15 protein-coding genes are annotated in these 24478 nt (G+C 41.8%); 11 read left to right on the forward strand and 4 right to left on the reverse strand.

Annotation, left to right across the window (positions count from 1 at the left end; translation table 11 throughout):
• Positions 1-171: 171 nt before the first annotated feature.
• From mobF to DXZ20_RS24155, 3 genes are all read left to right on the forward strand, one after another.
• Positions 172-3288, forward strand: coding sequence for a MobF family relaxase (gene mobF / locus DXZ20_RS38555; RefSeq protein WP_163701467.1), 3117 nt, complete (start codon positions 172-174; stop codon positions 3286-3288).
• Between the two features lie 208 nt (positions 3289-3496).
• A complete protein-coding gene (locus tag DXZ20_RS24150; protein ID WP_163701469.1) occupies positions 3497-5317 on the forward strand; it encodes a ShlB/FhaC/HecB family hemolysin secretion/activation protein in 1821 nt (606 codons plus the stop codon).
• Positions 5318-5366: 49 nt separating this feature from the next.
• Complete coding sequence (locus tag DXZ20_RS24155; protein WP_250565909.1) at positions 5367-9923, forward strand: CHAT domain-containing protein; 4557 nt, start codon at positions 5367-5369, stop codon at positions 9921-9923.
• Positions 9924-9944: 21 nt separating this feature from the next.
• Here the strand turns inward: DXZ20_RS24155 and DXZ20_RS24160 are convergent, their stop codons facing one another.
• Genes DXZ20_RS24160 through DXZ20_RS24175 form a run of 4 tightly spaced genes read right to left on the reverse strand, consistent with a single transcriptional unit; the run spans position 9945 to position 16310 of the window.
• On the reverse strand, positions 9945-10775 hold the full coding sequence (locus DXZ20_RS24160; protein ID WP_163701472.1) for a hypothetical protein: 831 nt from the start codon (positions 10773-10775) through the stop codon (positions 9945-9947).
• Positions 10711-13305, reverse strand: coding sequence for a CHAT domain-containing protein (locus tag DXZ20_RS24165; RefSeq protein ID WP_163701474.1), 2595 nt, complete (start codon positions 13303-13305; stop codon positions 10711-10713). Before DXZ20_RS24165 ends, DXZ20_RS24160 begins: the two co-directional genes overlap by 65 nt.
• A gap of 15 nt (positions 13306-13320) precedes the next feature.
• A complete protein-coding gene (locus DXZ20_RS24170) occupies positions 13321-14655 on the reverse strand; it encodes a DUF1822 family protein (RefSeq protein WP_163701476.1) in 1335 nt (444 codons plus the stop codon).
• An 11-nt stretch (positions 14656-14666) separates the two neighbouring features.
• Entirely contained in the window at positions 14667-16310 is a 1644-nt protein-coding gene (locus DXZ20_RS24175) for a hypothetical protein (protein ID WP_163701478.1), read from the reverse strand.
• Positions 16311-16903: 593 nt separating this feature from the next.
• Here DXZ20_RS24175 and DXZ20_RS24180 point away from each other — a divergent pair.
• From DXZ20_RS24180 to DXZ20_RS24215, 8 genes are all read left to right on the forward strand, one after another.
• Entirely contained in the window at positions 16904-17236 is a 333-nt protein-coding gene (locus DXZ20_RS24180; protein ID WP_163701479.1) for a hypothetical protein, read from the forward strand.
• 146 nt (positions 17237-17382) lie between these two features.
• A complete protein-coding gene (locus DXZ20_RS24185; protein ID WP_163701481.1) occupies positions 17383-18204 on the forward strand; it encodes a hypothetical protein in 822 nt (273 codons plus the stop codon).
• 172 nt (positions 18205-18376) lie between these two features.
• Positions 18377-19144, forward strand: a complete 768-nt coding sequence (locus tag DXZ20_RS24190) for a DUF3747 domain-containing protein (protein ID WP_163701483.1) — start codon at positions 18377-18379, stop codon at positions 19142-19144.
• Positions 19145-19247: 103 nt separating this feature from the next.
• Complete coding sequence (locus DXZ20_RS24195) at positions 19248-19733, forward strand: hypothetical protein (RefSeq protein WP_163701486.1); 486 nt, start codon at positions 19248-19250, stop codon at positions 19731-19733.
• Positions 19734-19874: 141 nt separating this feature from the next.
• On the forward strand, positions 19875-20903 hold the full coding sequence (locus DXZ20_RS24200) for a hypothetical protein (RefSeq protein ID WP_163701489.1): 1029 nt from the start codon (positions 19875-19877) through the stop codon (positions 20901-20903).
• A 440-nt stretch (positions 20904-21343) separates the two neighbouring features.
• On the forward strand, positions 21344-22285 hold the full coding sequence (locus DXZ20_RS24205; protein ID WP_163701490.1) for a TauD/TfdA family dioxygenase: 942 nt from the start codon (positions 21344-21346) through the stop codon (positions 22283-22285).
• 57 nt (positions 22286-22342) lie between these two features.
• Positions 22343-23434, forward strand: a complete 1092-nt coding sequence (locus DXZ20_RS24210; protein WP_163701493.1) for an IS481 family transposase — start codon at positions 22343-22345, stop codon at positions 23432-23434.
• A 440-nt stretch (positions 23435-23874) separates the two neighbouring features.
• The gene (locus DXZ20_RS24215; protein WP_163701497.1) at positions 23875-24381 is read left to right on the forward strand and encodes a GNAT family N-acetyltransferase; all 507 of its coding nucleotides are present in this window, start codon (positions 23875-23877) and stop codon (positions 24379-24381) included.
• Positions 24382-24478 lie beyond the last annotated feature (97 nt).

Here is a 24478-nt window from a genome sequence, read left to right on the forward strand (position 1 = left end):
CAGGTTTTGTCTACCAGGTTACGCCCCGATCCGGGGCTTCACGGGGAGGCCACACAGGACGCCAAATTTTTGGCAATTTTCCCCTATCCCCCATCTCCCAACAGTTTCAAGGTTTTTCACCTCATCTACTCGTTTTGCTCGATTGTTGTGTCGTTTTAGACTAAGCTTTCCGTGCTTTCCACGAGTAATCTTTCGGCCCATCAAGCGGCCCATTACTACTCAAAAGAAGACTATTACAGCCAGGAGGAAGGGGTATCTCTATCTCGCTGGTTGGGTGAGGGTGCCAAGAAATTAAATCTCTCTGGTGATGTCAATACCGAAACCTTTCAACAGCTGTTGCGAGGACAGACGCCGGAGGGGCAGAATTTGTTCAGTCGTAAAGTCAATATCGATAAGCGCCGAGCGGCGACAGACTTTACCTTTAGTGCGCCGAAGAGTGTTAGCATTGCTGCCCTGGTGCAACAGGATGAACGGGTGGTGAAAGCGCATCATCAGGCCGTGGCAAAAGCCGTTTCTGTTTTAGAAGAACGCTATGCTCAGACAAGAATTTCAACGGAAACAGGACGGCAACGGATCAAGACTGAAAATCTCATTACGGCTGTGTTTACCCATGGCACCAGTCGAGAGGTTGAGCCTCAGCTTCATAGCCATTGTGTGGTGCTAAATGCTACCCAGTTGTCCGATGGTCGCTGGTTTAGTTTTAGTAATGAGCAGGCCATAGCTAATAAAAAACTGCTCGGTCAGCTCTATCAGAATGAACTGGCCCACTTACTCAAACGACAAGGGTACGAAATTGAGCCCAAAGCCCACGGTCAATTTGAGTTAAAGGGCTATGCTCCAGAATTGCTGAAAGCTTTTTCTACCAGACGAAAACAGATTCTGTCTTTACTGGAAGAATGGGAGTCTGAGGGGAAGAAGCCGACAGCGGCTAATGGCAAGGAAATTCAGTCGGAGATGCTGTTACGGGAAGCAGCGAATCTGAAGACGCGGAAGAATAAACCAAAAGTAACCAGTGCTGAACGATTGCTAAAGGGTTGGAATGCGTTTGTGCAGTTGAAGGGGTTTGAGTTACCGGAATTACCGGGGGAGGGGGTTGCGATCTCTCCCGGTCAAACAGTTCATGCCGATAATGCCGAATCGAATCTCAAACCTGCCATCCAACATTGTGGTGAGCGGGATGCGGTTTTTCGGCAAACGCACCTGGAGCGGTTTGTGTTTGAGTATCATTTAGGGGAGCAGAGTTGGGAGGAATTGGAGGGTGCGATCTCGACCAACCCCGAACTCATCAAAGTCGAAGATCAGAAGTTCACCACCCAAGCTGCTTTAAATCTCGAACTCAATACCATCCGACTGATGCAGCAGGGTAGGGGAAAGGTGGAACCACTGGCATTTTCGGAATCGTTGGTGAACGATCTCTCCCTTACACAAGAGCAAAAGCAAGCTATCCAACTCACCTGTACCACTCCCGACCAGTTCGTTGCCTGGCAAGGCTCTGCTGGTTCCGGTAAAACCTATGCCCTGAATACGCTCAAGCAAATTGCTCAAGGCCAGGGCTATCAGGTACGAGGCTTTGCCACCAGTGCTGAAGCGGCCCATGGTTTGGGCCAGACATTAGATATTCAGACAGAAACCGTGGCTGCCTTGCTAGCTTCTCAAAATTGGGAAACCGGAAACGCTATCTGGATTGTGGATGAAGCAGGCCTACTCAGCATGAAAGATGCTCGTGCTTTACTGACCCGTGCCACCGTCGAGCAGGCCCGAGTGATTCTGGTGGGTGATACGAAGCAGCTCTCTGCTGTTGAAGCAGGCAATCCATTCAAAAGTTTGCAGGCAGGGGGAATTACTACCGCGTATCTGGATGAAACCTTACGGCAGCAGCGCCAGGAACTAAAAACAGCGGTGCAACTGATCGTTCAGGGCAAGATGGTTCAAGGTATCGATACTCTTGATGCAGCTGGATGTATTTGTGAGGTTGAAAATGCTGACCTCAGGCGTAAACAATTAGCCCAAGATTATCTGGCGCTATCATCAGAGGATCGGAAGCAAACGCTAATTCTGGCAGGGACTAATCAGGAGCGGTTGGCATTGACTCAAAACTTACGGGCGGAGCTTCAGGCTGAAGGGAGTTTAGGGCAAGATGCTTTCACGGTTATGGGGTTGCGCCAGAAGAATATCACCAAAGCCCAGGCTGGTTATGTGACGGTGTATCAGTCAGGAGATGTGCTGGTGCCAACACAGAATTATCAGAAGCAGGGTTTACTGAAAGGGCAGCAGTATACGGTAGTTTCGGTAGATCAAGAAAACCATCGGCTACTGGTAGAGACACCGGTTGGTCAAGTGATGGGAGTTGATCCTGGGCGGTGTCCGTTGAAATCAGTTTATGTGGGCCAGGATGTTCAGGTAGCTCCTGGCGATCAACTGCGTTGGACTAAAAATGATCGGGCTAATAAACGGCGCAATGGCCAGCGATTTACGGTTCAGCATATTGGGACTGATGGCACCGCTCAGGTGACTGACAGTGAAGGGAATACGCAGCAGATAAATCTCAGCAGTCGGCAGTATGTGGACTATGCCTGGGTGAGTACAACCTATGGCAGTCAGGGAAAGACAGCGGATCGGGTCATGGCTCTAATGGATAGCACGACGACAAATCGAGAGTCTTTTTATGTGACGGTGTCTCGTGCCAAGTACCATTTAGCACTGTATACGGCTGATAAGGTGGCGCTATCGCAGTGGGCTGAGGCATCAAAGGCTAAGGAAAATACGAGTGATTATGTTCCATTAGCTCAAGTGGTGGAAAAGAAAGTTACAAGCTCACCTGAAAATCCTCAAAGCACCTCTCAAATTAATAAACAGCCTGTAAACACGACAATTACAAAAGAGTTATCAGGACAGAAACAGTCTGTCGTCCCTAATGAGAGTCCTAATCCAGATATTGACCGACGTAAAACTGAATCTCCACTCCTCAAATCAAATACTCAGCCATCAGCAAAACAGAAGTACATGGCTCTTTGGCAGCGCTATAGTCAGGGGCTTACAGCCAGTGACCCCGCGAATCTTGACATCCAGGTTGCACGACGAGCGTTGAAGGATGGCCAGACCCAGAAGGATATTTCGCTGATGCTTTCAGCAGTTAGCACTATGGTGCGGCGAATCAGTCAAGAGCAGGGTAAGCCGCAGGCGATACTCTATGTCAATCAAACTATACGAAGGATGCTCATTAGTAAGCAAGCTCCCACTGTGACGAGACGTCAAGGGGCGTATGATCGGCAGATGGAATTGGAATGAAGTTCAATCTCAACTTATGCACTATCTACATGGTTTGAAAATAAATTTTGAACACGCTTACAACTTTATTGAGTTTAGTGTCCGCACTATTGCACTAATTTGTCACTAGTGTTTATCTGTAAGTCAGTATTTTTACGGATTTTGAAGATTAATCACTAATAGGCTCTATAGCTTATGGATTTCCTAAATTATCAGGGTGTGGTGTAGTGTGGCTCGAAAAATTTTGCTTGGTTTGGTATTGCCATTGACCGTTTTGGCAAATGTTACAAATCGAAGTTGGGCATCAACGCATCCTTCAGAATTTGGTAATGAGGCTCTGGGTACTGAAGAGTTATATGCTCAAAATTCATTAAACGATTCTGAAGAAGGTTTTCCAGAATTAGCTGGGCTAGGAGGGTGTCCTGACTCTTCTACGGAAAGAGATAACACGATGAAATACAAAGATGTAATGCTACCTCGTGGCAGTCGTATAACCTTCTCTTCAACTGATGTGCTTGACACTAATAGTCAGAATAAATTTCTTGCTCCCTTAAAAAATAAAGAAGGTACTTTTAAGGAAGAGATTTCTTTAATTGATGTGTTGAATGTCATTAATCAAATTACTGCCTGGTATGTAGGAGAAGGATATATTACGTCTCGTGCTTGTTTGCCTGAGGACTTACGTCCAGTTTGGGATGCTGGTAGTGAGGCCGTTCTGGAGATTCAGTTAATTGAGGGTGTCATTGAAGATAATATTGATATTAAAATAAAAGATAATGAGAATGAATCTGGACCTCTTGCTGATTACATAAGAAGCAGAATTCATTTAGGAATTGGGATACCTTTTAATGCCTTTAGGTTGGAACAGCAGTTAAGACTTTTGCGAGAAGATCCGCTCTTTGAAGAAATTGAAGCAACGGTTAGAGCTACAGATTCGAATGGCTTCAACAATCAAAGTAAGCTTGAGGTTGAATATGTAGAAGCTGATCCTTTTATATATGGTGTTTCTATAGATAACTACTTACCGCCCAGTGTTGGCTCTGAGCGTGTGAGCGTAGATGTGGGATACCGCAATCCAACGGGTTTAGGGGATTTGTTTACTGTTGGCTATGCCAGGTCTCTCACAGGTGGTTTAGATATGTGGAATGCCAGCTATCAACTGCCGTTAGGACCTGAAGGAAACACACTCTTACTACAAGGAGTTTGGCAGGATAGTGAAATTACAGGAACAGAGTTTGAAGAGCTGGATCTACGGGCTGAAAGTGAATTTTATAAATTAGCGTATCGTCATCCATTACTGCGAACAGTAAATAAAGAGTTTGCCCTATCTCTTGGTTTTGAGTTTAGGGATGGTCAAACGTTTGTCTTTGAAAGGTTACCTACACCATTTGGCATAGGTCCAGATGAAGATGGGGTCAGTCGGACAAGCGTTGTTACCTTTGGGCAAGACTATCGATATCGAGATGAGCACGGAGCCTGGTTAGCGGAATCTCAGTTTCGAGTCGGAACTGGTTTATTTGATGCAACGGATAATGACTCTCCAGTTCCCGATGGACAGTTTGTAAGTTGGTTAGGACAGGTGCAACGGGTAAAACGTTTAGGCTACAACCAGCTTTTGGTGATCAGTGGTTCGATGCAACTCAGTAGTGATAGTTTATTACCTTCAGAGCAGTTTGTTTTAGGGGGTGGGCAGTCTCTACGGGGGTTTCAGCAAAGTGCTCGTTCAGGAGATAATGGCATTCGTTTTTCTATCGAAGATCGGTTTACGTTGTCACGTTGTTCTACAGCAGCACGGGAAGTGCCGGAATTGCAGGTAGCTCCTTTTTTTGATATTGGCGGTGTGTGGAATGCTTCTGGCAATCCGAATAAGATACCTGAAGATCGTTTTTTGGCTGGAATTGGAGCAGGTTTGATTTGGGATGCTTGCTTACCTAATAACAACTTGATGACTCGTTTAGATTTTGCGTTACCAATAACAGATTTTTCAGGGCGTGGTAACAATCTGCAGGATGCTGGAATTTATTTTCAGCTGCAGTTTGGTTCAGATTAGCAAGTTTGAGTACGGTTAGATACGGGTGACTATCATAGGGGTATTGTCAATGTTGCAGATAGAAAAGGCTAAAACAGGTTTTGGTGCGATACTGCCCGAGTTCGCAAGGAATTTAACAAGTGTATCTAGTCTCTGCACCTGGGAAAGGGTTGGGACGGTAGGTTTAACGGTGTCTTTAGTGGTTGGAAGTGCTGTACCCGCTATAGCTCAGTCGATTACGTCAGCAAATGATCCTGTCAACACGATAGTTACGCCCCAAGGAAATGGGTATTTGATTGATGGGGGGACTCTGTCTATTGATGGGGGGAATCTTTTCCAGAGTTTTGAGAAGTTTGGGTTAACCCAGGGAGAGTGGGCCACGTTTTTGTCAACTCCGTCAATTAATAATATTTTGGGTCGTGTGGTTGGGGGTGATCCCTCCATTATTGATGGCTTATTGCAGGTCACTGGTGGAAACTCAAATTTGTTTTTACTGAATCCATCAGGAATAGTATTCGGTACTAATGCGAGTTTGGATTTGCCTGCTGCGTTTAATGTATCGACTGCAACGGGTATTGGGTTTGAGGATGGTTGGTTTGAAGCGTTTGAAACGGGTGACTATAGTAGTTTAACCGGGGAGCCGCTGGCGTTGCGTTTTGATAGTGCGGCACCAGGTTCTATTGTGAATGCGGGAACGTTGGCTTTATCAGAGGGAGCGACACTTTCTTTGGTGGGGGGAACGGTGGTGAATACGGGGACGTTGCAGTCGACGGGTGGCAACGTGTCTATGGTGTCGGTACCGGGTAGTGGTCAGGTAGAGTTACGGCCTCCAGGCTGGGTATTGGGGTTTGAGGTGGAGGTACCTCAGGGGAATGATGGGCAAACGACAGCTATCGCGGTGTGGGATTTGCCTGGGTTGCTGACGGAGGGGGCTGGCGATGTGGAGACTGGGCTGGCTGTAGAGCCAGATGGGGCAGTGACGGTGGCTGGTGCGGACACTGTAGTTCCTGCTGAGGTGGGGACTACGATTGCTGCGGGTGTTTTGGATGTGAGTAATGCTGCTCCTGATGAGGTAGGAGGGGAGGTTAATGTTTTAGGTGAGCGGGTTGGGGTGATTGGAGCGGAGATTGATGCTTCTGGTGCTAATGGTGGTGGCACTGTTTTAGTTGGGGGAGATTATCAAGGGAATGGAACGGTTCCCAATGCTTTGCGGACATTTGTTGATTCTGATTCAGTGATTTCTGTAGATGCCGTTGATAGTGGTAATGCTGGGCAGACTATCTTCTGGGCAGATGGCGAAACTATTTTTTTTGGAGAGGTTACTGCTAGGGGTGGAAGTGAGTTTGGTGATGGTGGATTAGTAGAAATATCAGGAAAGGAAAGTTTGTTGTTTCAGGGGGATGTGGATACGAGTGCGTCCTATGGAAGTGCTGGGACACTTTTGTTTGATCCTATTAATATCAATATAGTTGATAACAGTTCAGGAGGCCTGAATGATTCTGAAATAGATAATGATGGAACAATATTGTCGAGTGATGGCATAGGGGTTAGTTTTACTATTTCGGAAGAGACTTTGGAAGATTTATCAGAAGACACCAATATTACACTTCAAGCCTTGGAAGATATCGTCATTGAAGACTTGGCTGATAATGTACTTGCATTTGCAGATGGTCCAGGCGGTTCAATTATCTTTACAGCGGATGCGGATGGTGATGGATCTGGGGATTTTTCAATGGATAACAGTGATACTATACGTGTTCAGGCAAGGGACATTACCATTCAAGGTCAAACCTTAACTGTTGGAAATATTGATACCAGAGTTAGGACTGATGGTGGTAGGAGTGGCGATATCAATTTAGAAGCGAACGCTGATATTAATGTTGTAGGTACTGGAGTTATAATTGATTCTGATGGAAGTCTTCTTGATGGTAGCGTAGGTACTCCAGGTATTCAGCGTGTTTCACTTGCCTCTTTTGTGGGCGTTAGTATCACTGGTGGTGGGACTGCTGGAAATATCAGCATAGTTAGCCAAAATGGATCAATTGATACAACTAGTGCTCAAGTCGATGCTACCAGTAGTGGCACTTTTGGCGCTGGTGGTAATATCACTATTCAAGCAGAAGGCAATATTAATACTGGTGATATTGAATCTTTCCTTGGTACCAATAATGATGGCACTGGTACTGGTGGTGATATCAGCATTATCAGTACTGGCGGGTCTATTGATACGACAGCTGGCTCTTTACAGGATGTTAGCGCGAATAGCAATCGTGGAACAGCGGGCAATGTTCTCATTCGTGCTGCCAACCAAGTTACTGTGGATAATGTCAGTGCACAAGTTCGCTCAAATAATGGTACAGCTGGCAGTATCACAATTATTAGTCAAAGTGATGAAATTAATGTTATTGATGGTGGTGTAATTGAGACCTTTACTGAGGGAGTTACAGGGACAGGTGGAGATATTAGCCTTAGTGCACTAACAGGCATTAGACCATTTGGAGATTTGTTTATTGATGCGGAAGGAGAAGTAAACATTACTGATATACTTCCTGCTGCTGGCAGTGGGACAACTGGTGATTTAGAAATTATTAGCCGAAGTGGTTCTATCAATGCTTTAGGTCGTTCTATTTCTACACAGACTACAACTGGTGAAGCTGGCGATATTACCCTTAGGGCAGGAAACAATATTGAAGTCGGTTCTATTAATGCAGAGGGACAAGGTGTTGATGGAGGCGGGATTGTAAATGCCATAGCAGGTAATTTCTTCCGTGCGTCTGAAATATTTTCTGCTTCAAATGGCGTTGAAGCTAGCATTTCTACTGTAGATAGTGGGGATGGCGGGGATATTACTATCACCCATGGTGGTGGTTTTATAAATGTTCCATTTACCGTAGGCGATGCAAGTGTTAATGGAACAGCAGGCGCTATTACTTCTGCAGCTGATAATGTTATTGATCCTGTTCAAGTCTTTCCTGGTTCTTTCACTCAGGGCAACATCAGAATTATTACACCCACACCAGAAGCACGAGATGTTGAAGAACCAGATCCTCTGTCTTTGCCTCCTATTCCTGACCCCACCGAAGAAGTTGAACAACTAGTCGCAGAGCTAGAAGAAGGATTTACCTCACCCTACACAGACTATTTCGGTAGTGAAGACGTACGCATTAAGAGCTTAGACGAAATTCAAAACGAACTGCTCATTATTGAAAAACAAACCAATGTTCGTCCTGCCATCATTTATGCCTTCTTTGTTCCTAGCGACAGAGAAGACGAGTTAACTGATCTCAAAAAACGTCTTGACCAACGTAGAAGTCGTAATACTGATTTTGGAGAAAGATCTGACATCAGTAGTCTCGAAGAAGAGCAACTGACTGCAAATGAACTAGATGGAGAAGACTCAGACGAAGAAATCCTATGGCGATATGACTCAGAAAGTGTTGCCACTGAATATAGAACTCTTAGTAGGTATGTTGCTGAGGATTTAGATAATGATGGTGATACTAGCACAGAGAATAAAGAACAAGATGCTGAGTTAGTCTTACTCTTAGTGAGTGGACGTGACTATCCAGTGTTAGAACTGACGGGTAAAAAGTACAGCGATATTGAAGTATCTGTAAAGAATTTACGTGACAACCTTGGTTTTGCAGGTGTTTGGGAAGATGGTTCTAAACAGCTCTATCAGGCGTTAGTCGCTAATTTAGTACCTTCCTTAGAAGCACAAACTATAGAAAACCTGGTATTCATCATGGATACTAATTTGCGTGCTTTACCGCTCTCTGCATTATCCTCAGAAACTGAGAGTTCAGCACTCGATCAATTTCCAATATCAGCTCTAAAAAGTAGCGATACTGGTAGATTTTTAATTCAAGATTACAGCGTTGGTCTTATGCCTAGCATGAGCCTGACTGAAACACGCTATAAAAACCTGAGTCGATCTAGGCTATTGGCAATGGGAACTCGTAACTTTGACAATTTGAGAGATTTACCATCAGCAGATGCTGAACTCTCTTTTCTTAAAGAGAATTGGGCTAGACCAACGGTTCCTACTCCAACTATTCGGCGTGATCAAGATTTTACTAAAGAGAACCTAAATCAACTTTTGACAGATACACAATATGACATAGTTCATTTAGCAACCCATGCCAAAATAGGGGCAGGAGATGTTAGCAACTCATTTATTCAATTTTCAGATGGACCGCTTAATCTGAAAGAATTAGAACAGTTAAATTTGAGTGATGTGGATCTCTTGACCTTAAGTGCATGTCAAACAGCATCTGATGACAAGGGTGCTGAATTAGGCTTTTCTGGATTAGCTCAACAGGCTGGTGTTAAATCTGTTCTAGCGAGTCTTAAGCCAGTTAGAGACTTTGAGACTTATGTGTTGATGAGTTTGTTCTATACCAATCTACAATCATCCTTAATCAAAGCAGATGCTCTACGAAAAACTCAGTTGATGATGTTAGAGGGGGAGTTTAACCGTGATAATTCTAATTTTATCGTTATATACGATGGAGTTGAAACTTCGATCCCTTTGCCAACAAACATATCAATTTCTTCAGCTACCTTTAGTGAGCTTGAGAATCCACAGGCATGGAGTCAGTTTACAATGGTAGGAAGCCCATGGTAACTGACTCCTACTTAGGTTCTGCTATTCTTCTGGGTCGCAAAACGCTTGTAATACATTTAGATATGGCGCTCTTTCGGAGCTGACAGCCAAGTTAAACACTTCACTGATTGCATCATAGATTAGCACATCTTTAAAATCATAGTCAGCCGATGAATATTTTTCTGAAATATCGTCAAGTTTATTATTAGAGTATTCATGACTTAAGAAATACTTTATTCTCTGATGAATTAGTTGATCCGATATTCCACCTGTTGGGGTAAGCCCCATACTTAATAAATCATCCTTAATTTGTTGTTGCGATTTTTCATCAATAACCTTGAATGGCAAGGTTATATCAGGATCATTACTGTCAGCATTCTCATATACTTCAAAAACATATGCCTCATCTGAAGTTAAAGACTCTGAACCAGCATAGGATACTTGGTACAGAGTAGCTTCTCCTATGCTTAAATCAGAGATAAATTCTAATGTTTCTCCTTGCCTCTCTTGAGGCCAGGACCAAAATACTTCAGACTCACTGTAGCGTCTGATACTTAGCCGTTCAATGGATAAAAACTCGGTCGATGAGGACTCGTCTAGCCAAATAAATGAAGGAGACAGATCACTAAAATAAGCCACACTCCTCCTATTTTGTTCTGAAATAATTGGACAAACTGTGCTGGGACGACGGTCAGGATCAACAACTTCTCCACATCTACGCCGAAGTACACAATCCACCCAATTACTTAAACGCTCATTGAGAGGATTATTATTTAAGGATGCTAAATTTACTGCTTTACTTTGAATGCTAACAAAACCGAGTGAGGAAGATGCTATTAAAAAGCTTCCTGTTACCAAAGTGAACTTGAACATGGAACACACTCCTATAAATAGGCAAAAGATATTTAAATAGGACGAAACCAGGAACTAATATTGGAACTAACAGCCTTACTGACACATAAATCTGTAGTGAAATGACTATAGTACTAAGTAAAATAGGAATTAAGCACAACAAGGCTTGCCGACGTCTCTCTAGAGAGAATTGCGTTAAATATACGCTCAAGGCTTTTCCTAAGAATCCTGTAATGAGAATAGCAAGTACGTCAGAAAATCTGATAATGCTAGTATTTGTGGTCAAATTATAGACTGAATAACTATATAATTCTGCCTTGGTAATATTGCGATTACATTGCTTATTTTTAATATTTTGAGACCCTACAGTATCTGGTTTTATGGCAGTCGTCAGGCTTGAATCACACCACCAGTAGTCCACTGCAAGTGGTGGATTAACAGTATTAGACTTGTAGTCACCATAAAGACCACGTCCAATAATTACAATTGTTGTGTTCAAATTAGAGGACTCAGGCTTTTTTGAGCTTTCAGAATCCTCTTCCAAAAGATTAGATGCAAGCTCTTTATGATACGCATGACTTGGTGGAATCGAAAAATCAATAATTTGTTGCCATCCAAAGATTGACTGTACAGATTCTATGAATTGGGATACCGAACTATATAAATTTGTATTATTCGAAAATAATTCTAGATCTCGGCAAAAGTTTTGCTCGTCAGCTTTTATTGAATGCAAATAAGATTGAATCTCTCTCTTTAGAGATGTTAGCTTAAGTGTAGGCACTTCTTGCTTAAGGACATGGGCAAGAGATACAAGATATGAATAAGAACACTCTTGCTTATTTGTCTTCGAATTAGCGGGAATATCTAAGTATGGCAAGCGAAAATAACCTTCTCCCTCAACACCATATTGATCTAATTCATCAGGTATTTTATTATATTCCTCTGCTGCACTAAAGGGAAATATAAACCAATGCTTCTCACTGACTGCCGCCGACTCAATTGTTTCAAATAATCTTTCAATATCACCTTCTGCTGAATTACTGAGTTGATAAGTGTACCCCAACACACCAGGCTGATACTTTTCCAAAGATTTTTGAGTGACATCTGCTAGTAGTCCTCTGTTAATGTTCTTCGTGTCCTCAATTCCTCTTTCATTGAGAGCGGCTTGGTTGATCAAGATAGTATTTACTGGTGATGCATGATTTGATCGTTGCCCAGTCACATCACGAAATACAGCTTGAATAAATTGTCTAACCTCAGTTAAAGGCTGCTGAACAAAAGCCTGCGAACCAATTAAACATGCCGCAATAAGAGTTGTTGCCTCTCGACGAGTTGGCCCCCATCTCTTAAAAGGCTTCTGCCATCCATAGTCTTCTAATTGAAAAGGCACTATCGTTGACGGACTAAAAAACGATGGCAGTAAATAAGCAGATGGATATTCACTAGAGTCAGGACCACTGACCTTTAAGTACTCAGAGGCCTTAATAACCGCCTCATGTACATCCTGTTTCTGACATAACCCCTCACACAATTGCTGCAAAAATGCTAACGCCACATCACTCCGAATCGGCTCACGCATTACCACAGCTTGAATACCTAATTTAATTAAAGACTCAGCAATCAGTAACCCTGAACAAGAATTAAAAATTGCCAAACGTAATCCATTACTTTGGGCAACTCGTAAAGGCTCTGCCAATTGTTTCATAAACAGAACTATATTTGGTCTTAGCTGAAACGCTCCGCTTATACTTGTTTTATCATCACTATGACCTACAAATAAAAGACCATCCCAGCCTCGATCATCTCGAATTGTTTCACAAAGCCGATGAATAACTTCTCGCTTACTTTCATCTTCTTTAGCTCTAAACGATTCTATATTAGCTAACCCAGCCCTTTCAATTTTTTTCAATGCTTGCAAATCTTTTTCAAGAAAAGGCTCTAATTCTGGCTCCTGAGCTATCACAGCAAGAATTCTAGGCTTCCCAGATCGTTTGATAGTTGATATATTGCCAGCAAGCAGCTCACGATCATCTTCAGTACCACGATCATCTTCAGTAGTTCGAATCAAGCGAACAGCATCGGGAGACGCTGATTGAACCACAAAATGTCTCGCCCAAATTTCCCAAGGTAATTTTAGCAATCGCTCATGATCACAAGACAAATAAATATCTAGGGGAATATTTTGGTTAGCAACAGGCCAAATTGCCCGTTCGATAATAGCGGCTTCATCAGTAGCCAACCAATTAAGGAAGAAATCACAAAACTCTTCCTCACGCCTTCGAACATCAGCAGATAGATCACCTGTGCTCGAAACTCTAAGAGCCCCCGCACCCTGGCTTAAGTCTGAAGCCTGGGCGTTTTCTGAACGAGGATCATAATATTGTAAATAACGACTACGCCATCGTCTATACAACTTCTCCATTTCTTGCGAATACAGTTTTCGTGCATATAGCTCCTTAGGTTTTCCATCTCTTATGAGACTAAAACTACATATCTGATCAAAATCTTGATATCTGAGCCTTAGGTGAAATACTGTACGTTTGCTACTCATGCCACTACCTCCAAATTATAATGTCAACGTTGGTAGAGCATGGTAACTACCATTCGGATGCTTCACACTAAAACGGAAAGCTTCTCCGATCGATACACTCAAGCGAAGAAATACCACAGACTCATCCATATCTAGTTCATACTGTTGAAGTATCCCAGAGTCCGTTTCCGCCTTAAATATTAACCCCATTGGCAAATCTTCATCATCTTCCGCCCTTAGAATAATCAGTAGATGTTGTTTCTCAGTATCTTCTTTAGATAGGGGAAAAACAAAGCAAAAGCGTAACTGTAGTTCCTGAAATTCTGTCTGATAGTATATAGGCAAAACTAAGGATGGAATAGATACCCCCTGCTCACGCAGGCTTCTGAGTCCCTGCCTAAATACCTCAGAAGAAATATCTAACATGAGTTCACTGCAGCGTAGTGGACCAGCATCAGTCATTAAAGCAGGTTCAGATGATAAGGCTTCCCCTAACCAAAAACCTAACTGTCGACTTGGTTCATCTAACTTACCCTGAAGCCATCCCATAATATTTAGAACCTTTAGGGCAGCAGACTCTACAATGACCTTTTTAGACTGTTCATATTTGGGCTGCTCATAGAGCTTTTGAAGCCTTTCTTGTGATCTTAATAGAGCAGCTCCCCCGTCCCAATTCAACTGCTGCCATAACGGCTCCTTAATATCTATCACCGTATCTAAAGATACGCCTGGCTCATGGCTTTGTTTCCTACAAATCTCAGTAACGGATACAGCTTGCCTAATAGTTGCTGGCTCTAAATGTCTTGCATAGGTCATTAAACAACCAGGCTCATTACCAAACAATGCAAGTGGCACCTCATAAGTCCAATTTGATAATGGCTGAATCTCAAAGTCACTCAGATACTGACACAGCTTATCTGCCGACACCACCCCACGCATAACAGCAAATTCTGCATCCATATAATCTTCTTGAGCTTCCTTCACCTCTACCAAAAAGTAAATATCCGGTCTAAACTCAGGTAGCTCTACAGCCGCGCGTGGAATAACGACCTCACCACTTAAAACACTTTCAATCGCTAAAACACAAACATTAAAATCCCCCACTTTCAAATTGCAGATTGCTTCTAACACATGAGATAGAGGAAATTGCAATAAACTACAACTTTGTTGGCTATATGATAGTCCCCTGAGTCGCGGAGATATCCACTCATCAACAGCAATCCGTGCTAAGTGTCGAATATAAGTTGCCCACCGATAAGCTTCTGGAAGCCTATCATCAATCTGCTGACTGGCCTGAAAAATATCTTCAGGATCAAATTCCACGGTTTCCGGATAAGAAATTTGGAAGTTACCAATGTTATTAGTTTGCATGTCTATATTTCCTATATTTGTTCTGACAAAAAAATCTGTAGCCGTTGAGCATAAAGACTATAAAAAACACGGTTTCTACCTGCCTTTAGCTCAGAACAAGCATCTCGAAAAGATTTATCATCTGCATACTCCGCTAAATTAACTTCCAAATTAGTAATAAAATCTACACTAGAAGAAAGCTGAGACTCACCTATTGCAATTAGAACACGTTCAGTCAATTTATCTAAAACATAATCACGAGTCTTCCATACTAAATTTTCCAGATCTAATATTCGCCGCATTTTTTGCTTATCAAGTCCAAATCCTGTTGCTATCTCTTGCAAGAAAAGATTGTTAAGGTAAGTTAGCTTTAAACCTTTTGTAAATTTTGGCCAATGCTCTTTGTAACGTCCTTTTTGCAAGCGTAAATGACGTGTCTCCACAACAAACTGAATACCTTGATCTAAAAGATCTACAAACTCATCATTTAATGTTTGGGAAAGGACTGTTCTTACAGCTCCTTCAGCATCTAATCCTGGAGATTTAGGCAATTCTGGGTGCTCACCAGAGATACCATTTTCTGATGAGGGTAGCTCAATTGGTTCCATGCCAGACCCTATTCTGCTCAAATCAAAATCCTTGAGCTGTCTTGCTAACTGTTGTAACTCCTGTAATAATCTCTCTGGTGATTCAAAATATATGTCCTCTTTTCTTAGTAAAGTCAACATTTCATTGAGTTGTTCTAAGTTTGGCGGAGGACATTTCCTAGAATTACTAGAGTACTGATTTTGCACAGATGACAAACGGTCTCGACGATAAACGTCATGATATACCTTGAGCAATTTGATATCTAGACAAGAAACTAAATTTTCCTTAGGAAGCGGTTCACATCTACGATTCAGATATGCCCAGTCAGTTAATCGATGAAATCCATGCGTTGCCAAAATATTTTGGATACTTGGCTGGTTACCTAAGTACTTGTAAATCCAATTCTTCAAATTCAACTTACTAGAAGAAACATCTAGACTATAATCCGCCAAAATCTTCAAGTTAAAGGGAATATACTTACTTGGCTGAGGTTCATTATTGTCTTCATTAAATCGAATTTCTCCATTCTTTTTGGCTGTATAAAGCTTATAAGTCTTCTTCTTCTGTTTCTTCTGCTTCTTCCTGCTTTTCTGGCAACTATTTTCTAATGTACCATCAGTATCTTGAGAGTCATTTGTTGCTATTTCAGCTTTTGGAAAAACAGAAGGAATGCCAATATCAGCTTTGAGAAAAATATAGGGAGTCGCATCATCGTCCAAAACTGCTGCAATTAGTTCTTCTCTTAAAACCTTATTCCTATCTCTAGGATCTAGCATCGTAACCATCTTCTGGACACAAGCATAGGAGTATTGAGAAAGCTTACAACGAATACATACACCAGCCAGAGCTTGCGCATATGTTTCAGGAAACTTTTGATCTTTTGGATCTAATAATCCTAAAAAAGTAAGTAAAAGGTGATCATCAATATATCTGGTTTCAGATTTCGCACACTGAAGCTGTATAGAAACATGAATTTCAAATTCCTTAAAATATTCTCTGCTATCCTCAATTAGCCACACTTTGGCATAGCCATGTTCAGCAGCAGATGGTACTAACATCTCTGCGTAGGTTGACCTATCGTCGTTCATAACGCACCCATCCTCCTTCGACTCACCACATAAGAAATACACATCCATAAATAGATTAGTGTAGAGCATCTGAACCGATTCACTTTTACTGAATCGTATTTATAGCAAGCCATTCGAGACATTACTTATAAGAACCTCCAACTGTACTAAGCTGGCAGTGGCTACTGCAGTAGTTCCAATAACCTGGAGTCTACAGCAACACTGCAATCCAAAATAAAGATCCAAACCTACACCACGTCCAAGTTGAAACCCGTAGATTACTCTACAGAAAAAATAATTCTGGACGTGGACAAGATACCAATCGAACATCTTAGAGTACTTTTACTACTGGCCTTGCATCATCTCAACCTATTTATCAATTTATAATCTCATCACAGTTTGAGAAGGCTGTACGGCACTAGGACTTTCTCCAAGGCTATGAAAAACTTACTGGCAATAAGCTTTAGCGTGACAAGAACAACACTAAGAAAGCAACTAAAATAACAACTGAACCAGTTTATTGGAATTACAACAATACATAAATGAGTTCGAACAAAGGACAATCGAAAACTTTGGTTTGGGCTTTATCAATATCAAAAATGAAGAGACATTTCATGAAAGCACATCAGTTACTTTCAGCTTCAATGCTACTTGTTGCTACAAACGGAATAATTAGTGGACCAGTGTTCTCACAAGTTGAATTTTCTGGAGATTCCGGACAGCCACAGCATGACTCTAACATAGACTTTTTAAATGATTCTCCATTTGGACAATCTGACTATCCACATAATTTATTTGATGATCACGTTCCGATTTTCATACCACAACCAGACGATAGTCCCGCAATAGACCCTGATTTTATTCAAGATGATGACAACTATCAATTTGATGACGAATGTACTGAGAAATACGGCCAACAATGGTATTGCCGAAATGGCCTTAAATAACGTCTTTTCACATTCCTGGGCCTTATGACTAACGTTCTGAAGTTATCTATTTCATTTCTCAGATAAGTGAAATAACGTTTATCTATAATCAGTGCTTTCTACTTTCCAAGCTTTCTCTTTCATCTTCATTCTCTCAAGGAGATATCATGACAACTAAAAAACGTTCATTGCTACTAGCAGTTTCATGTACAGCTCTTAGTTTAGCAACTTCTCTTCCAGTTCGAGCTAATCCAACTGAAAATATTATCAATGATATTAATGTTGGAGACGTCTTAGAAAAGTGTGATGACATTGTAGCTAATGAAGTAGCTGACACACTAATTGAGAATCGCTATAACACCAGTAGTGAGGAAGCTATGAGATCAGCTAATCAGTTTAAATCAGGTTATCAGAGAACTACTAATACAGGAGGGGGATGGGGTCCCTTTAAGGTCAATCGCGAAAATAGCTCCTCTGGTAATAATGAGGGCTCTAATGAAGATCTCACTAATTCAAAGAAAAAGGTCTTTCAGGAAGGTATTTTCCACGGTAAAACCATTAATCCAACTGCTGTTGGCAAAGACTGTAAAGCAGCCGTTAATGCTTACAATGGAATTGTTACTGCTTTATTTAGTCATCTCACCGCAATACAAACATCTCAGGATCAGGTGACTATTGCTTTAGGAACATCTCAGGACCAGGTGACTATTGCTTTAGGGCAGCAAGATGTTGAAAAGTATGCTTTAGAGACTGAGCGTAAAGCATTGGAAATGCAGGCAAACTTGGCAAAACAGCAGATGCGAGCACAACGTCTTGACCAATTACTGGGTCCATTTAATGACATGTTAAAAACTTCAATGGCCCCACGTCCACAGGCTCCCTCTAGCGTGTATAGCTCTCCAGGATGGCCACAGCCACAGCCACAACCACAGCCTCAATCTCCTCCCATTTCTCCAGCAATGCAGGAGTTATTAAAACTATTGCAGTAGTTGAAAGAGAGATATCACGTTCCGAATGTTTTTAGGCTCAAGCCTAGCTTGCATATAAGTTCAGGCTTGAGTCCCTAAAATCCTGATTCTTAGATACGTTCCTTTTTAGGGCATAACTTATCTATTGACCTGAAATAACAATGTCTTCCATTCTAATTTGGACTATTGAACCATGATCTTTGACCTTAAGTTTCTTACATCATTCACACTGTCTTTAGCAGTCGCAGTCAGTCTGCCACTTATAAATAAAACTGCTAATGCTCACCCACTCAAGCTGTCATCAGGACATCAGACCAACAATCTTGTTGTAGTTGCTTCAAAACTTTCAAGAGGAAATTACAAAGTTAATGTTTTAGAGCAAATTCCAGGTCAACAAGCTTGTTGGGAGGAATATAGCTCACATTCCTACACCCATATTGCCCCCCTACTACTCAATTTTGACTGGACTGGTCATTGCAAGCGTTATGACAGTAATGGTTACTCAGTTAATCTAGTAGGTCAAGACTCAACTGGTTACCGACTCCGCATTCGCCATCTACAAGAGCCTTCTATATGGGGTAAAGCATCAAAAAGCTTAAGACTCGAAGCTTTCAACCCGTTTGACCGTGAAGCTCCCAGTTTTTGGGTCGGAGATGCATACACCAGTAAAGATATGCACCCAGATGAACTAAGAGATTTGAAAAATTTCAAGCACCTTAAAGTCCATTTAAATCCGAATTGGGAAATTGTCAAAAAAACAGATAAAAATAGAAACACAACTCATCTTCAATTTACTCTGACAATCTCTCAAATGGAAGATGCGAGTCAACCGTTACCCAAGTTACCTGATATAAAAGAAGGTCAATTTAGGCAATTAGACTCCTCGTCATCACGTCCAATCCTGCAAGAGGACTATCGTTATCCAATGTCTAAACCTTTTCATAAAACATTTGAGGAATAGCACTCTTCTTGTCCTCATCCATCTTTACCAAGTGTAGTTGCTGAATAGCCAAGTCTTATAACAGCTTTCTACACTAATCGTTTCTACTAGCACAACAGCAATTATGAAATTCAAGATCTCTTTTCTACTCTCATTAGTAGCAGCTTTTGTCAGCATTTTGCCAGCGAAAGCAAATGAGACTGCACCAATGTGTTCACCTCAAGACTCCTATAGCCATATCAGTACTGAAGATCTGAGTTGTGACCCAGAAGACTATGGATTTACATACAATTCTGATGGGAATCTAACACCATTAGAATTCGACTATCATGATGGTCCCACTATCAGTAATGCCCCTCCACAAGACCGCGTAAGCCATCGCCGCCCTCGCACCATCCAAGAAGAAGGTGAAATAGTAACCGGCTCAGTGCTTGGCTCCGCTCTTTATTGGACAAGTAAGGCAGGAGGAAGATCCCATGAGGAAGCCATGGACATGGCTGAATTTGGTTATCACGCTGGCAGTGTTATTGAGGGGGTAGCAGGCTCTGCTCCTATACGTCCCAACAATCATCAACCTAGACGAAATACTGGTTCAGAATACTACCCATAAGTCTTGCCTAAAGTGCTCCTGGCAATTAAGAGGGGAGGCTCCTACTATTCATAAACTCCCCTTTTTTGTTAGCTCAACCCATAGATCTGTGCTAACAAAAAGTTTATGTAAAATCTGATCTCTATAGCATGAACTCTAACCATGAAAAGAAATCTGTCTATATCTCTCTTATGCCTGCTTTCCCTATTTTCTCCAATAGCAGCCTTAATACCTACTAGAGCTGCCCTCGCAGGTGAGACTATAATCAACAGTGCTTTTGTTGCACGAGATCAGCGACTATCTGTTTCCAATCCAAATGTTATTGCTATCCGCTTTAAGGGTAAGCATACTCCTACAGTCTCTTGGACGCTTGCTGAGTCATTGAAAGATCATAGAGGAGGAGTCTTAATTCCAGCAGGCGCTGAGATTCCAGGCTCTTTAGAGTTAACAGATGAACCTGAAGGAGCAAGGATTGTAGCCCGATACATTATTGTTGAGGGAATGGAGGTTCCAATCGAAGCATCTGGCTACATTCTACCTGTAGAAAGTCAAGTTACTCGTACAAAGGCGGAAAAAATAACCGAGTTTATGGCCTATACTAGACCAGCTGGCTATACCCTCGGGCAAATGCTCTTTGATGATGCACAGCTTGGAGAAATGATAGGGACATTATTGCCTATTTTAGCTGGCTCTCTTTTTATGAGAGATAGTGTGGAAAGAGCTATCTATATTCCACAAAATCAGAAATTCTCACTCAAAATTGAAACACCAATTGCGCTCACGAACGAAGTCGCGCAAATCCTCCACGGTCCTGACGCTTGGAGAATTGCGCGAGATCAGCCTCTCGGATCACATCAGCTAGCTGCATATAATAGCGCACAAAGTACAAAGTTACCTACAGTTGCCCAAACTACTGGATGTTCAGGAATTCAGTCCAATGAGCATATAGTCAGCTATCATTTGGGCCTAGGTGTCTACGAACAGCCTACCTTCACCAGTAAAAAGGTCATGGCCCTACCAATGGCAACAGTAGTTGAATTTAATACTGATTCTTCTGAGCAAGGACAGATGACTGACGCTAGCAACATTACATGGCAAAAGGTCCAAATGCCTGTTTCTGGGTTTATCCCTATCGGAGAAAATGGTTCTATGTCGAACGTACAACCCTGTAGTCGAAACTTAGAAGCTTAAGAATCCACGATATCCATATTGTGTGGTTAATCAGAGTCATAGAGCTGGAAAACTATTAGCATTGACTCCACAATCATCATATCCGTCAGCTCTGCTTTTTCATAACAAGTGAACCAGTTAAATTAGTTTGCACTAATTAATAAGTGTTGGGAGAAATGAACGGTTTTGGTAAGAGGCATTACCTAACCTGCCATGCGGCTTCATCGATCCCAAAGTAGTTAGCCTAATGTCAAACCTATCCAAGGATTTCATCTTCAACAATCACCCAAACCACTAGAACCAAAATTGGGTAATCCATCTTCTATGGCTAGAGTTTAGCTAAGCATTCTACTGTTTAATTCATACCTTTGAAATGATTGAAAAATGTATCTAGTCTCTTTTTCAATCATTGTTATGTCTAGTGTTCAGCAAAAGTCAACCATCACTACTACTGCGGAAAGATGTCAATTTACAATACACCGCCATACTCTATTAACCTTCTAGATACAAACTCCTGGGAACTCAATTCTCTGGATATATGGAAAGATTCACATCGTATAGCCTTTCAGAGGCAAGCAGAGAAGTTTAAACCATTTCCCGAGCATGACCTTAATACTCAACTACAATGTGAAGCACTTAAATTGCTAAAATACTTCAAAGACTTTCAGCTCCCATTGAAAAAAGTCCATCATCAACCATATATGGTTATCACGGAGCTTCCAATCGATCCTAAGCTACCAGCACCGCCTACTAATGGGCAACGACCTAAAGAGAAAAATACTTGGATTAGTGAGCTATTATTGCTTTGTTTGTCAAAGATTGCAAATCTCCATCCGCCAGCTTATAAGGAAGAAAAACAAGGGGACCTAATTCATCAAATTGCACCTAGAGATGGATATGAAAATACAGTTTCAAATGCTGGGAGGGTGACCTTTGCTTTACACACCGATGCAGCAATCTTAAAACCCCCATATACTCCAGAGTTCCTACTAGTGTTGGGCCTACTAAATGAACATGACACTCCAACGTACTTAGCAAGTTTAGACGAGATTTTGGCTCAGCTTACACCCAATGATATTCAAATATTGAGCGAACCTCGTTTTCATGTTGAGTCTCCAGGAGTCATGAAAATATGGGGCGGTAAAATAATACGCTCAGAACGTCGGCCTCTGATTACCATTGATCAAGATCAATGTGCAACAATCAACGCTCATCTACACACAACAAAAGCTACAGATCCTGTAGCAGAATTAGCATTGAGTGCATTGAAAGACGCCGCCAATAAAGTGGCTCGTTCAGTCTCCATATCACCGGGCACACTAGTTATTTTGAATAATTTCCAATGTATGCATGGGAGAAGTGAAGTCACCGGTCAACGTTGGCTACAGAGGCTTTACGTGTAATAGTTAAGACTTTATCTGACACATCCTGTAAACTCACACTGAATCAGGAGTGTCACAATGAATACACAAGACAAGATCGTAAAGAACCGCTTAGGCATTCTAAATCTAGCCAAAACACTCGGCAACGTTTCCAAAGCATGCAAAGTGATGGGCGTATCGCGAGACTCGTTCTATCGCTATAAAGAACTCTACGAAACAGGAGGAGAAGCGGCTCTACGGGATATTGACCGTAAAAAGCCTTGCCCTAAGAACCGAGTAGAACCTGAGATTGAAGCCGCCGTGGTTGCGTTTGCCACAGACCAACCGGCTTACGGCCAGGTACGAGTTTCGAATGAACTGAAGAAACAAGGCATCTTTGTCTCTCCAGGCGGTGTTCGCTCAATCTGGCTACGTCATGACCTTCAAACGTTTAAGCTCCGGCTCAAAGCACTAGAAGCGAAAGCCGCTCAGGACAACCTGATTCTGACCGAAGCGCAGGTAAAAGCCCTCGAAAAGGCGAAGGAACAAAAGGAAGCCCATGGGGAAATAGAAACCCATCATCCAGGGTATCTCGGCTCTCAAGACACCTTCTATGTGGGGCACATTAAAGGCATCGGACGGATTTATCAGCAGACCTTCATTGACACCTACACACGGGTGGCTCAGGTGAAACTGTATGACCGTAAGAATGCGCTGGTGGCCGCTGATACGTTGAATGACCGAGTGATCCCATTCTATGAAGAACAGAGCATTCCTTTATTGAGGATTTTGACCGACCGAGGCACCGAATATTGTGGGAACGTAGAACACCATGAATATCAGCTCTATCTGGCTATTGAGGACATTGACCATACCCGAACAAAAGCGAGATCACCCCAAACCAATGGGATTTGTGAACGCTTTCATCGCACGATTTTGGAGGAGTTTTATCAAATTGCGTTTCGTAAAAAGGTGTATCAAAGCCTTGAGGAGTTACAAACTGATGTGGATGAATGGATAGAGTATTACAATTGGGAACGACCCCATTCAGGTCGATATTGTTATGGCAAGACACCCATTCAAACCTTGCTCGATAGTGCGCATTTAGCCGAAGAAAAACAATTAGATCAATACGGAGAAAAGAGTGTAAAAAATCAAACACAACCTGACAAATCTCTAAGTGTCAGATAACCCCCTTCTGTCAGATGAAGTTTGATCTATTACACTTTACGGGTGTCGATCTTTAGACGCGCTAATTGAATCTACAAATGGGGACTCAACAAGTTTTTTGTTCAGCACACGTTATCTTGTTCTTGAATGATTCATATAGGGAGCTAATTGAATCTAACCTAAGGGTCAGATTCAATTAGCTCATAAAGCCTTTTTAGGCTTTATGAGTATCAGGCTTTGCCCTGAATTCTTGATTATTACTTGTATCTTCACTCACTCAACAAAAACTTGCTTGTCTAGTTTTTTGCTTACCTTGGTTATTCCTCTTAATGACTTTGATTTATGCCCTTCTAGGACTTGAATCAATCTCGTTTGAAGCACTTTGTAATGCAGTTTTTGCATAATACATGCCCTCTCTGCAAGGGTTCTCTGTAGTGTTCTAAATAGTTCTTTTGAAAGTCATGATCCATACAGAATATCTTGTTAGTCATCTTGTAGGGAAAGATGCTACCAACCTCTTCCTGGCAAACAAAGCATGCCTTCCTTATGCTCAAACTCTGGAGGCTATGACCTACCTCAATGAGTATTTGGCACTTATGCATGGGATTAAAGTCTCCTGTCCAATTATGCGTTCTGGTATTATTCAAATGTTGGATAATCCTAGCCTTGGAATCTACGTGTTAGCTTGGAGAGCTTCAGATTTAAGGTTGATTGGTCAAATTGAAGTGAAAGAAATATTTGAGGCTATGTATAATTCTAGATATTGTTATCTTGATAATTTTGCAGTGTTGCCAGAATTTCAAAAGCAGGGTATTGGAACCGCCTTACTCAAATATGTTATGCATGATTTAAAACCAAAGAATGCTACTAAGTATTTTCGACTGTATCTAAGTTCCGAAAACTGCCAGCTTCGAAATTTTTATATTGATCGAGGTTTCTCAGATATTGGTCAAATGCTTCAGCATTAGTGATTTATCGATGGCTTTTGCACTATTAGGAGAAAAAAACAAAAATGTTCGCTGAAATATCGAGGCTCTGACTTCCAGTATATGTGCCTAAAAAATG

Source organism: Adonisia turfae CCMR0081 (assembly GCF_011009555.1).
Lineage (GTDB): Bacteria > Cyanobacteriota > Cyanobacteriia > Phormidesmidales > Phormidesmidaceae > Leptothoe > Leptothoe turfae.

Bases quoted from the DNA above. Each gene is read 5' to 3' on its own strand.
- DXZ20_RS24155 (WP_250565909.1), top strand. From the start codon at position 5,367: ATGTTGCAGATAGAAAAGGCTAAAACAGGTTTTGGTGCGATACTGCCC.
- DXZ20_RS24160 (WP_163701472.1), bottom strand. From the start codon at position 10,775: ATGTTCAAGTTCACTTTGGTAACAGGAAGCTTTTTAATAGCATCTTCC.
- DXZ20_RS24165 (WP_163701474.1), bottom strand. From the start codon at position 13,305: ATGAGTAGCAAACGTACAGTATTTCACCTAAGGCTCAGATATCAAGAT.
- DXZ20_RS24170 (WP_163701476.1), bottom strand. From the start codon at position 14,655: ATGCAAACTAATAACATTGGTAACTTCCAAATTTCTTATCCGGAAACC.
- DXZ20_RS24175 (WP_163701478.1), bottom strand. From the start codon at position 16,310: ATGAACGACGATAGGTCAACCTACGCAGAGATGTTAGTACCATCTGCT.
- DXZ20_RS24180 (WP_163701479.1), top strand. From the start codon at position 16,904: ATGAAAGCACATCAGTTACTTTCAGCTTCAATGCTACTTGTTGCTACA.
- DXZ20_RS24185 (WP_163701481.1), top strand. From the start codon at position 17,383: ATGACAACTAAAAAACGTTCATTGCTACTAGCAGTTTCATGTACAGCT.
- DXZ20_RS24190 (WP_163701483.1), top strand. From the start codon at position 18,377: ATGATCTTTGACCTTAAGTTTCTTACATCATTCACACTGTCTTTAGCA.
- DXZ20_RS24195 (WP_163701486.1), top strand. From the start codon at position 19,248: ATGAAATTCAAGATCTCTTTTCTACTCTCATTAGTAGCAGCTTTTGTC.
- DXZ20_RS24200 (WP_163701489.1), top strand. From the start codon at position 19,875: ATGAAAAGAAATCTGTCTATATCTCTCTTATGCCTGCTTTCCCTATTT.
- DXZ20_RS24205 (WP_163701490.1), top strand. From the start codon at position 21,344: ATGTCAATTTACAATACACCGCCATACTCTATTAACCTTCTAGATACA.
- DXZ20_RS24210 (WP_163701493.1), top strand. From the start codon at position 22,343: ATGAATACACAAGACAAGATCGTAAAGAACCGCTTAGGCATTCTAAAT.
- DXZ20_RS24215 (WP_163701497.1), top strand. From the start codon at position 23,875: ATGATCCATACAGAATATCTTGTTAGTCATCTTGTAGGGAAAGATGCT.